The sequence below is a fragment of the Devosia geojensis genome (assembly GCF_000969415.1).
In the GTDB taxonomy this organism is placed as follows: domain Bacteria; phylum Pseudomonadota; class Alphaproteobacteria; order Rhizobiales; family Devosiaceae; genus Devosia; species Devosia geojensis.
Map to the genome: position 1 here is coordinate 1 of NZ_JZEX01000150.1, position 10,091 is coordinate 10,091.

Sequence of the window (10,091 nt, forward strand, 5' to 3'; positions counted from 1 at the left end):
CTCCCCCTTGAGGGGAGGGGTCGGGGGTGGGTGTCCATCGGTGATCCCCACAACGAAGCCCACCCTCATTCCCTCCCCTCAAGGGGGAGGGAGGCGAAGGATCCGCCGATTCCGATAGAGCCTGACGTGCCCTAGGGGAGGAATGGAAAATGACGCTTGAAATCATTGGGCCCGGCTTCGGGCGAACTGGGACGAATTCGCTCAAGGTTGCGCTGGAGCATCTGGGTTTCGGCCCCGTCCACCACATGTTCGAGGTGCGCGACAACCCGCACCTGCTTCCGCCATGGGAGGACTATGCGAGGGGACGGGCCATCGACTGGGAAAAGGCCTTTCCCGACTACCGCGCGCAGGTCGATTGGCCGGGCGCCGCCTGCTGGCGCGAACTGGTGCGCGATTTCCCAAATGCCTGGGTGATCCTGACGGTGCGTGACCCCGACGACTGGTTCGACAGCGTGCAAGCCACGATCGTGCGCCACATTTCCAGTCGAGGCACTCATTCCGATCCATATCTCAATGCGCTGACTGAGATGGCGAACAGCGTCGTCAACGAGGGCGTGTTCGGCGGACGGATCACCGACCGCGCCCATGCGACGCGCGTCTTTCTCGATCACATAGACGCCGTCAAGGCCGAGGTCGAGCCTGGGCGACTCCTCGTCTACAACGTTGTCGAGGGGTGGGAGCCTCTATGCGCCTTTCTCGGCTGCGCCGTACCCGCCATCACCTTTCCGAAGCTCAACTCATCCAAGCAGTTCATCGAGGAGGAATGGGCGAAGAGTTTGCCGCAAGCATAAAGTGGACACCACCGCGGGCGAGCGGGGCGCCGGCGCGCCCCGGCGTGAGTCAGGTTTCGGGCTCGGTGGTGAACAGCAGCGGATAGCCCTCGCCGCGGGCCATGTCGGTCGCGCGGGTCGCCTTGGTCTCGGCGACGTCCTTGACGAAGACGGCGACGACGCAGGCGCCCTTGGTATGGGCGGTGATCATCACGTTGTGCGCCTGGTCCTCGCTCATGCGGAACTCGGCCTTCAGCACACGCACGACGAACTCGCGCGGGGTGAAATCGTCGTTGAGGAGGATGACCTTGTAGAGCGGCGGACGCGCCACCTGCTTGCGGGTGCGGAGGCGGGGCTTGGTGACGGTTTCGGTCATTGGAGGGGAACTCCCTGCAATGGTAGGCGCCGCAAGGCTAGCACATCCGGGCCGGCGGTGCACGCCGCTCGCCCGCGGGGTTCCCGGACCGCGACGCACCGGCTATAGTTTGGGCCTTGCCGATTTTCCCGGCCCCACCGGCCACCACGGGCAGGTTCGCCGCCACGCGGTTCCTTTGCCTGCCCACCCAGCACCAGCGACGGAGGACTTGCCATGGCGCTCGAACAGCCCCGGATCAGGCTCAATGACGGCAACGACATCCCGCAGCTCGGCTTCGGCGTCTGGCGGCTTCCGGAGCGGGACGCGCCGGCGATCGTCGGCGAGGCGTTGCGCGTCGGCTACCGCCATATCGACACCGCCCAGGGCTACGACAACGAGGCGGGCGTCGGCGAGGCGGTGAAACGGGCCGAGGTGCCGCGCGCGGAAATCTTCGTCACCAGCAAGCTGCGCACCCGTGACCAGGGCTACGACAACGCCAGGCGATCGTTCGAGGCGAGCCTCGAACGCCTCGGGCTCGAGGTCATGGACCTCTTCCTCATCCATTGGCCGGTGCCGGCGCAGGACAAATATGCCGAAACATGGAAGGCCTTCGTCGACCTCCAGAAGGAGGGGCCGGTCCGCTCGATCGGCGTCTCCAATTTCCTGCCCGAGCATCTTGAGCGGATCATCGGCGAGACGGGAGTCACGCCCGCCGTCAACCAGATCGAGCTCCATCCCTACTACCAGCAGCGCGACGTGCGCGACTATCACGCGCAAAAGGGCATCGCCATCGAGAGCTATTCGCCGCTCGGCAGCGGCGCGGTGATCGGGGACGAAACCATCGCCGAGATCGGCCGCAAGCACGGCAAGAGCGCCGGCCAGACCATCATCCGCTGGCACCTGCAGCAGGGATTGATCGTGCTGCCCAAGACCGCGACGCAGTCGCGCGTCGGAGAGAACTTCGAGGTGTTCGACTTCGAGCTCGACGCCGACGACATGGCGCGGATCGACGCGCTCGACCGCCCCGACGGCAAGACCCTGACGCCGCCGGAGCGGATGAACAACGTGTTCTAGGGCGTGCCGGGCTCTATTGGAATCGGCGGTTCCTTCGCCTCCCTTCCCGGAGAGCAATCTCGTATGTCCCAAAAGGGGGTGACAGGCACCTTCCCCTCGCCCCTCCGGGGAGAGGGACAGATTTTCCGCGTTCAGCGGAAAATCAGGGTGAGGGGCTGCGATGCCGCCACACGCGCCGGCGCTTGTTGAAGCATCGCGGACCCCTCATCCGGCGCTTCGCGCCACCTTCTCCCACAAGGGGAGAAGGGAACCGTGCCGTATGCGGTTGCTCTGTCGCAAGGGGCGGGGTCGTTCAGCGGCACCACGCCCCACCGCAATCCCTCCTTCAAGGGAGGGAGGCGAAGGAGCCGTCGATGCGCTCAAGCCACCACCTGGTCGCCGTCAAAGATCGCGGTAGGCCGCTTCGTCCTCGGGAGAATCCCATTCGACCAACGTGGCTCCCGCCGATTCCAGATAAACGTCTTCCGGGCTGTCCAGCATCAGCTTGAAGCCCTCATGGCTCTGCTCGAAGCCGAGCGTGCGATAAAAGCGGTGGGCGTCTATGCGCACCTTGTTGGAGGTCAGCTGCACCATGCCGACGCCGCGCTCGCGCGCCCGTTCGATCGCCCAGCGGACCATCCGCGAGCCGATGCCGCCGCCGCGCCTGTCGGCGCGCACGTGGACGTTCTCGAGCACGCAGCGCCACATGCCGAGGCGTGTCATGCCGGGCAGGAACGAGAGCTGGAGCGTGGCGATCGTTTCGCCGTCCCGCTCGACCACCACCAGCCGGTGGTTGGGATCGGCGGCGATGGCGTCGAACGCGGCGCGGTAGCGCGGATCGGCATAGGTCGCGGGGTCGACCCGGCGCGGGCCTTCGGCGGCGCCGGCATCGCAGATGGCCAGGATCGTCGGGATATCGTCGGGGGTCGCGTCGCGGAAGACGAGATCGGTCATGGGGCACCGGAATCGGGGAGTGAGTGTTGCCTCATCCTTGGCCAGAATCCATCGGCGAGGGTAGTGGGTTTCGTCGCCGCAGATCAGCCGGCACCTACCGCTGCGTCACATACCCTTCCGGCACGCCCTTGGGCGAGAGGACGAACTGCCAGACCTGGATGGCGCGGGCGCGGAAACCGCCGGCGCAGCAGAGCAGGTAGTATTTCCACATGCGGTAGAAGCGCTCGCCCTGGGCGTCGCGGTCCTTTGGCCAGTTCTTTTCGAAGTTCTCGTACCAGGCGACGAGCGTCTTGTCGTAGTGGGGCCCGATATTGTGGACGTCGACGACGGTGAAGAGCCCGTCGATGGCCTCGCCGATCTGGCCCATGGAGGGGATAACGCCGCCGGGGAAGATGTATTTCTCGATCCAGGGATCGATGGTGCGCGTCGTCCATTGGCTGCCGATGGTGTGCATCATGAAGAGGCCATCGTCCGAGATGGCGCGGCGGGCGGCCTCGAAATAGGTGCGGTAGTTCTTGTAGCCCACGTGCTCGAACATGCCCATGGAGACCACATGGTCCACCTTGCCGGTGAACTCGCGGTAGTCCTTGACCTGGAATTCGATGGGCAGGTCCTTGTAGCGGGCGCGCCCGTATTCGGCCTGGTCGGGCGAGACGGTGACGCCCACGCACCGCGCGCCATATCTTTCGGCGGCAAAGCCCATGAAGGCGCCCCAGCCGCAGCCGATGTCCCAGACGAGCTGGCCGGGCCTGAGGCCGATCTTGCGGCAGACCATGTCGAGCTTGGCTTCCTGGGCGGCGTTGACGTTGGTGACGCCATCCGGCCAGTAGCCGCACGAGCCGGTCATCCGATCGTCGAGCGAGGCCCTGTAGGCGTCGGTCTCGTTGTAGTGCATGCGGGCCACGCGCCGCGAACGGCGGATGGTCTGCATGTTGAAGTAGCGCGCCTGCACATGCTGCCAGATGAGGCTGAGGGGCGGGCGGAACTGCTTGTCGATGGCCCGGCCGATGGCGCGGTTGAAGAACTCGGCCATGTCGTCGACGTCCCACCAGCCGTCCATGTAGGCTTCGCCGAGCCCCAGCGTCCCCTCGGCGACGAACCGGTTCCACAGCCGCTCGTCGTGGACCTGGATATCCCAGGGATCAGGGCCGTTGGGGGTTATCCCGGCTTCGGCGAGAAGGCGGACGAGGGTAGACTTGGCATCCATGGCAGCACTTCGCAAAAGTGATTTGGAGACAAGGCGTGGGGCGCAACAAGAGCAAGTTTGCCGCTGGATTTCAAGCGGTCCAACAACACCGCGTGAGGGGTGGGAACGGCGGGCAGGACGCCTATATAATGGAACCACCGCGCGGCAGCCCGCGTTGCCGCGCAACACGCAACAGAAGGGGGCTGACATGCACGAACGTGAAACGGCAGCCGTCCAGAAAAGAACCGATCCGCTGGCGATCTTCGCCGGGATCGCCTTCGCCGTATCGGTGCTGTTGATCGGTTATCTCGTCTTCTTTGCCGGCGGCGACACGGGTGCGCCCACGCCCGTCGAAGAGACACCGCCGGCGGTGACGGAGCCGCTGGTTCCCACCCAGTAGGATAGGCGGCGCCGGAGCGTTTCCGGCGCCGCAATCGTCAGGCGACGCTCAGCGCCACGTCGATATTGCCGCGCGTGGCGTTGGAGTAGGGGCAGACCTGGTGGGCCTTTTCCACCAGCGCCTCGGCGTCCTCACGGGCAAAGCCGGGCAGCACCACTTCGAGCGCGACGGCGAGGCCGTAGCCCACGCCCCCGGCGTTCTCGCCGATATCGACCGTGGCGTTGATCGTCGCGTCGTCGGGGATCTTGACCTTTTCCTGCCGGGCGACGGCCTTCAGCGCGCTGAGGAAGCAGGCCGAATATCCCGCGGCGAAGAGCTGCTCGGGGTTGGTGCCGGGCCCGCCATTGCCGCCCAATTGGCTGGGCGTGTCGAGGGTGACGGCGAGGCGCCCGTCGTCGGTCCGGCTCTGGCCGGTGCGGCCGCCGGTGGTGGTCGCGTGAGCGGAATAGATGGCGGATTTGATCATGAGGGTGTCCTTTCGCGGGAGCGGGTCGTGGCTTGCGGATAAATCAATAGTGCACAATTGAATTGTGTACAATAGTATTTTGCATGATAGAATGATGACGAAAACCCGACCCGCAGGGGCTTCCAAGCCCTTGCCGCAAGGATCCAAGCGATGACCGCAGCTCAGGATTTCCCCAGGCTCGACAACATGTTGTGCTTTACCCTCTATGCGGCGAGCCATGCCTTCACGCGCTTCTACAAGCCCCGGCTGGATGCGCTGGACCTGACCTACCCGCAGTACCTGGTGTTCCTGGTGCTGTGGGAGAGGGACGGGCTGACGGTCAAGGCGCTCGGGCAAAGGCTCTTTCTCGATTCGGGCACGACCACGCCGCTTTTGAAGCGTCTGGAGGCGCGCGGGCTCGTCGAGCGGCGGCGGGACGAGGAGGACGAGCGGCAGGTGCGCATCTTCCTCACTGCCGCCGGGCGGGCCTTGCGCGAGAAGGCGCAGTCCGTGCCGCTGGCGGCGGGCAAGGCGACCGGCCTCGACAAGGCAGCCGCCGATCAGCTGCGCATCAGCCTCGACAGGTTGCGCGAGAGCCTCGAGGCGGCAGGCTGACGCCGGCGCGCAGGTCTCAGGGCTGGCGTGATCCGGCGCAGGCCGCTAAATATGGTCGACCTCGAGCTGCCGATGGGCTTGCCATGACCGACGCGGTGATCGACTGGCTCCTCGCCTCCGATCCATCGATCCGATGGCAGGTGATGCGCGACCTGACGGATGCCCCCGAATCGCAATGGCGCGCCGAGCGGGAACGGGTCGAAACCGAGGGCTGGGGCGCGCGGCTGCTCTCCCATCAGGACGAAGACGGGCAGTGGGCGGGCGGCGCGTTCGCTCCGGCCGGTTTCGACTGGCGCGAGTGGAAGGAGGTCGGCCAGCCGTGGACGGCCACCTGCTACGCGCTGACGCAGCTGCGCCAGTTCGGCCTCGATCCCGCCTCGGCCCGGGCGCGGCGCACCGTCGAGCTTATCGGCGCCAATTCGCGCTGGGACGAGGGCAACCAGCCCTACTGGGAAGGCGAGGTCGAGGAGTGCATCAACGGGCGCACCGTCGCCGACGGCGCCTATTTCGGGGTGGATGTCTCGCCCATCGTCGCGCGGCTGCTCGGCGAGCGGCTGGAGGACGGCGGCTGGAACTGCGAGCGGGCCAAGGGCTCGCTGCGCTCGTCCTTCCACACGACGATCAACGTGCTCGAGGGGCTCCTCGAATACGAGCGGGCGACCGGGGGCACGCCGGCCTTGCGGGAAGCGCGCCGGTCGGGCGAGGAGTATCTCCTCGCGCGCAAGCTCTTCCGCAGCCTGCGCACCGGCGCGCCGGCGGACGAGACGTTCCTGCGCTTCATCCATCCCAACCGCTGGCGCTACGATATCCTGCGCGCGCTCGACTATTTCCGCGCCTCGGCGCTCCTCACCGGCGCCGCTCCCGATCCGCGCCTTGCCGAAGCCATCGACTATCTCGTCTCGAGGCGCCTCGAGAACGGCGCCTGGCCACTCGACTGGACCCTGCCGGGCCGGGTGTGGTTCGCGCTCGACGAAGGGGAAGGCGAGCCCTCGCGCTGGATCACGCTGCGGGCGCTGCGGGTGTTGAAGTGGTGGAGCGCGGCGGGCGGGGAGGCGTCCCGTCAGGCGTAGCCCACCCAACCCCTGAAGCTGAGGCCGGCGTAGAACAGGGCGATGTCGGAAAAGCCTGCCTCGCGCAGCATGGCCTCCTCTTCCTCCGGCGCCAGGATCGAGAGCCGGGTGGCGATGGCCTGCCGGGCGTTTTCCAGCTGCGCGGGGTCCGCTCCGTCCGGCGCTCCGAAGGCGACGTGGCGGGCGATCCACATGGAGCGCTCGGGCTCGGTCTGGCCAAAGCTGATATGGGCGAGGACGAACGGCGCGCCGGGAACGAGGCGGCGGCGGATTTCCGTGAGCGTCGCCAGGCGCTGCTCGCGAGGGATGAAGTGGAACGTGAGGAGCGAGGTCGCCGCATCGAAGGGACCTTCCGGCGCGCTCTCGATGTAGCCTTCATGGAGCCGGATGCGACCGGAATACGGTTCGACCGTCTGTTCGGCGAGGCGCAGCATGTCGGCGGAAGGATCGATGCCATCGAACGACCAGCCGGGATGCTGTTCGGCGAATGCCTTGAGCTCTAGCCCGCCGCCCGCGCCCAGAACCAGCACGCGTCCGTCCGCGGGCATGCGTTCGGCCAGCAGCATGGTAGTCATCCGATGCAGGTCGAAGAAGCCCGGCACACGGCGGGGCGTGCCGTCCGCATAGGAGCTGACGAACGGGCCGGAGAATGGAGAGGATTTCATGATCTGTCCCGAGACGGTTTCCGTCCGGAGATGATGGATGCGCGGCGGAAGGTCAAGGCTAAGCATCCGGCGCCGCAGTCAGGCGAGCAGGATGCGGGGCGCCGGGTTATCCCGACGCCCGCTGAGCGCCACTAAAGCGTGATGCGATAGATCCCGAAGCCGGTTTCGCTGGTGTCGCCGGTCGGCTCGATGGCGACGGCGGTGACGTCCGCCACGTGCTCGGCGGCCTTGGGGCCGGTCTCGAACAGCACCGAGCCTCCGATGGGCGCCAGCGACCAGTTGCTGTCGGCCTTCGGGTCGATCGTGCCGTTCTCGATGATGTAGCGCACGATGATGTCGCGGTTGGTGTCCGGGCCAATGAAGACGATCTTGTCGGGCCCGATGTTGGGGAAGGTGCCGCCGCCGCCGGCGCGGTAGTTGTTGGTGGCGACGATGAATTCCTGGGCCGGATCGACCGGCGCGCCGTCATACATCAGGTCGACGATGCGGCTGGCGTCCGGATTGATCGTCTCCTTGCCGTCCGAGGAGTATTTCGAGGGCTGGGAGATGTCGATTCTGTAGGTCACGCCGTCGATGACGTCGAAGTTGTAGGAGGGGAAGTCCGGGTTGATGAGTGCCGCGTCGCTCGCGCCCGCCTCGACCTGGTTGAAGATGCCGGCCGAGCGCTCCAGCCAGTTCTTGACGTCCTCGCCGGTGATGCGCACCGCCTGGATGGTGTTGGGGTAGAGGTAGAGGTCGGCGACGTTCTTGATGGCGACCGGGCCGACGGGGACGTCGGTATAATATTCCGGGCCGCCGCGCCCGCCTGCCTTGAAGGGCGCCGCGGCCGAAAGGATCGGCAGGCCCTCATGCTCGGTGCCCCTGAGCATCTGCTCGATGTACCAGGTCTGCGCCTGGGAGACGACCTGCACCGACGGGTCGTCGGCGACGAGCGCGAAGTAGGAGTGGAGGGGCGCGGCCGTCTCGCCGACGGGTCGGCGGATATAGTCGAGGGTCTCCTCATGCGCCGTCTCGACGGCAGCTTCCACCGCGGCGACCGACTCGACGGTCGGGGTCACCTTGTTGTCGACGCGCTGCGAGATGGGGCGGGCTTCCGAGGTGTGGGAGACGATAGACCAGTTGCCGTCGGCATCGACTTCGAGCAGCAGGTCGATGAGGCCCATGTGGCTGCCCCAGAAGCCGGGCATGACGGCCGGCTTGCCGTTGAGCGTGCCGGCCTCGATGTCGGCGCCCTCGATGTCGGCGTAGTCGGGGCCGGGGAACACCAGGTGGTGGTGGCCGGTCAGCACCACGTCGATGCCCTCGACGGCCGCGAGCTGGAGCGAGGCGTTCTCCATGCCCGGCACGTGCTCGCCCCCGGCTATGCCGGAGTGGGAGAGGGCGACGACGATGTCGGCGCCTTCCTCGCGGATCCTGGCGGCATAGGCGGCGGCGGTCTCGACGATGTCGCGCACCACGACCTTGCCGGTCAGGTGCGTCGCGTCCCAGGTGAGGATCTGCGGGGGCAGGAACCCGATGACGCCGATGCGGATGGTGTGGGTCGCGCCCGCGCCGTCGGTCAGCTCCTTCTCGATGATGCGGTAGGGCTCGAAATAGGTGTCGTCGGCGAGCGGATCGTCGCCGAGCTCGGTGCCGCGCACGAGGTTGGCCGAAACGAACGGGAACTCGGCGCCGGTCAGCGCCTTGTCGAGGAACTCGAGACCGTAGTTGAACTCGTGGTTGCCGAGCGTTGCCGCATCGTAGCCCAGCACGTTCATGGCCGCGACCACCGGGTGCACGTCACCCTGGTTGAGGCCGCGCTCATAGGCGTAATAGTCGCCCATCGGGTTGCCCTGGATGAGGTCGCCATTGTCGAAGAGCACGGCGTTGCCGGCCTCGGCGCGGATCTCCTCGATGATGGCGGCGGTGCGCGCCAGGCCCATGGTGTCGTTGGGCGCATCGCCATAGTAGTCGTAGGGCATGACGGCCACGTGGATGTCGGTCGTCTCCATGATGCGCAGGTGCGCCTGGTTGGCCTGGGCGGACAACGCGAACGGATGCATGACGGCTATGGCGCCCACGCTGGCTGTGCCGGCGAGGAAGGCGCGCCGGTTGAGTTTCGGCATGTGGTTCATGATGGTCTCCCTGAAATGCCTGTTCCGCGGCGCAGCCGGCTCCATGGCCGGCGCGGCCGCAAGCGAAGATGTTCCCTCATGCCGCCGGCAGGTGACGCCCCTATGACGGCGGCGTGAAGACGCTAGTGAGATTTGATCAAACGGTCAAATATTCTCGCGTCGACGCGGCGTTCCGGGAACCGTTCCTTCGCGCCGGGCTTGTGGTAAGCTCCTGATGGGCCAGAGGAGGCGCACGATGAAGTGGCGTGGGCGTGAGCGCAGCAGCAATATCGAGGACCTGCGCGGTCAGGTTCTCCGTGGGCTGCAGGCGGCGCGCGAAGACATCGACGAGGCGGGGGAGCTTGGAGAGACCGACGACGCCGTCATGGGGCAGGTAGGCGATGTGCGCCTTGCCGACGAACGGCACCATGTGGTGCTCGCAGTGCGAGTGGAAGGGGATGTCGCGCACGAGGACGATATCGTCG

General features: G+C 66.5%; 11 protein-coding genes and 1 pseudogene. 5 read left to right on the top strand and 7 right to left on the bottom strand.

Annotated features, from left to right (window positions below; all coding sequences use genetic code 11):
• Window positions 1-149: 149 nt before the first annotated feature.
• A complete protein-coding gene (locus VE25_RS17905; RefSeq protein ID WP_046110032.1) occupies window positions 150-791 on the top strand; it encodes a sulfotransferase family protein in 642 nt (213 codons plus the stop codon).
• 49 nt (window positions 792-840) lie between these two features.
• Here the strand turns inward: VE25_RS17905 and clpS are convergent, their stop codons facing one another.
• Entirely contained in the window at window positions 841-1,146 is a 306-nt protein-coding gene (clpS, locus tag VE25_RS17910) for an ATP-dependent Clp protease adapter ClpS (RefSeq protein WP_046110033.1), read from the bottom strand.
• 213 nt (window positions 1,147-1,359) lie between these two features.
• Here clpS and VE25_RS17915 point away from each other — a divergent pair, with 213 nt between their 5' ends.
• On the top strand, window positions 1,360-2,199 hold the full coding sequence (locus VE25_RS17915; protein ID WP_046110034.1) for an aldo/keto reductase: 840 nt from the start codon (window positions 1,360-1,362) through the stop codon (window positions 2,197-2,199).
• Window positions 2,200-2,580: 381 nt separating this feature from the next.
• Here VE25_RS17915 and VE25_RS17920 read toward each other — a convergent pair whose 3' ends face one another.
• Complete coding sequence (locus tag VE25_RS17920) at window positions 2,581-3,132, bottom strand: GNAT family N-acetyltransferase (protein WP_083989038.1); 552 nt, start codon at window positions 3,130-3,132, stop codon at window positions 2,581-2,583.
• A gap of 94 nt (window positions 3,133-3,226) precedes the next feature.
• Window positions 3,227-4,339 carry a cyclopropane fatty acyl phospholipid synthase gene (gene cfa, locus VE25_RS17925; RefSeq protein ID WP_046110035.1) on the bottom strand — a complete coding sequence of 371 codons (1,113 nt, stop codon included), beginning with the start codon at window positions 4,337-4,339 and terminating at the stop codon, window positions 3,227-3,229.
• Window positions 4,340-4,526: 187 nt separating this feature from the next.
• Here cfa and VE25_RS17930 point away from each other — a divergent pair, with 187 nt between their 5' ends.
• Window positions 4,527-4,718: a hypothetical protein gene (locus tag VE25_RS17930; protein WP_046110036.1), complete on the top strand. Its 192-nt coding sequence runs from the start codon at window positions 4,527-4,529 to the stop codon at window positions 4,716-4,718.
• A gap of 37 nt (window positions 4,719-4,755) precedes the next feature.
• On the opposite strand, the gene VE25_RS17935 is transcribed toward VE25_RS17930, so the two are convergent.
• Window positions 4,756-5,184: an organic hydroperoxide resistance protein gene (locus VE25_RS17935; protein ID WP_046110037.1), complete on the bottom strand. Its 429-nt coding sequence runs from the start codon at window positions 5,182-5,184 to the stop codon at window positions 4,756-4,758.
• Window positions 5,185-5,334: 150 nt separating this feature from the next.
• On the opposite strand from VE25_RS17935, the gene VE25_RS17940 reads away from it, so the two are divergent.
• Both VE25_RS17940 and VE25_RS17945 read left to right on the top strand, forming a co-directional pair.
• Entirely contained in the window at window positions 5,335-5,778 is a 444-nt protein-coding gene (locus VE25_RS17940; RefSeq protein WP_046110038.1) for a MarR family winged helix-turn-helix transcriptional regulator, read from the top strand.
• Window positions 5,779-5,861: 83 nt separating this feature from the next.
• The gene (locus VE25_RS17945; protein WP_046110039.1) at window positions 5,862-6,848 is read left to right on the top strand and encodes a hypothetical protein; all 987 of its coding nucleotides are present in this window, start codon (window positions 5,862-5,864) and stop codon (window positions 6,846-6,848) included.
• Here VE25_RS17945 and VE25_RS17950 read toward each other — a convergent pair.
• The 3 genes and pseudogenes from VE25_RS17950 to VE25_RS23435 form a co-directional block, all read right to left on the bottom strand.
• A complete protein-coding gene (locus VE25_RS17950) occupies window positions 6,839-7,513 on the bottom strand; it encodes a class I SAM-dependent methyltransferase (protein ID WP_046110041.1) in 675 nt (224 codons plus the stop codon). The genes VE25_RS17945 and VE25_RS17950 overlap by 10 nt on opposite strands.
• Before the next feature lie 131 nt (window positions 7,514-7,644).
• Window positions 7,645-9,627, bottom strand: a complete 1,983-nt coding sequence (locus VE25_RS17955) for a bifunctional 2',3'-cyclic-nucleotide 2'-phosphodiesterase/3'-nucleotidase (protein WP_201776113.1) — start codon at window positions 9,625-9,627, stop codon at window positions 7,645-7,647.
• Between the two features lie 268 nt (window positions 9,628-9,895).
• Window positions 9,896-10,091, bottom strand: a pseudogene (locus VE25_RS23435) (GTP cyclohydrolase I); the annotation flags it as partial.

Bases quoted from the DNA above. Each gene is read 5' to 3' on its own strand.
- VE25_RS17905 (WP_046110032.1), top strand. From the start codon at position 150: ATGACGCTTGAAATCATTGGGCCCGGCTTCGGGCGAACTGGGACGAAT.
- clpS (WP_046110033.1), bottom strand. From the start codon at position 1,146: ATGACCGAAACCGTCACCAAGCCCCGCCTCCGCACCCGCAAGCAGGTG.
- VE25_RS17915 (WP_046110034.1), top strand. From the start codon at position 1,360: ATGGCGCTCGAACAGCCCCGGATCAGGCTCAATGACGGCAACGACATC.
- VE25_RS17920 (WP_083989038.1), bottom strand. From the start codon at position 3,132: ATGACCGATCTCGTCTTCCGCGACGCGACCCCCGACGATATCCCGACG.
- cfa (WP_046110035.1), bottom strand. From the start codon at position 4,339: ATGGATGCCAAGTCTACCCTCGTCCGCCTTCTCGCCGAAGCCGGGATA.
- VE25_RS17930 (WP_046110036.1), top strand. From the start codon at position 4,527: ATGCACGAACGTGAAACGGCAGCCGTCCAGAAAAGAACCGATCCGCTG.
- VE25_RS17935 (WP_046110037.1), bottom strand. From the start codon at position 5,184: ATGATCAAATCCGCCATCTATTCCGCTCACGCGACCACCACCGGCGGC.
- VE25_RS17940 (WP_046110038.1), top strand. From the start codon at position 5,335: ATGACCGCAGCTCAGGATTTCCCCAGGCTCGACAACATGTTGTGCTTT.
- VE25_RS17945 (WP_046110039.1), top strand. From the start codon at position 5,862: ATGACCGACGCGGTGATCGACTGGCTCCTCGCCTCCGATCCATCGATC.
- VE25_RS17950 (WP_046110041.1), bottom strand. From the start codon at position 7,513: ATGAAATCCTCTCCATTCTCCGGCCCGTTCGTCAGCTCCTATGCGGAC.
- VE25_RS17955 (WP_201776113.1), bottom strand. From the start codon at position 9,627: ATGAACCACATGCCGAAACTCAACCGGCGCGCCTTCCTCGCCGGCACA.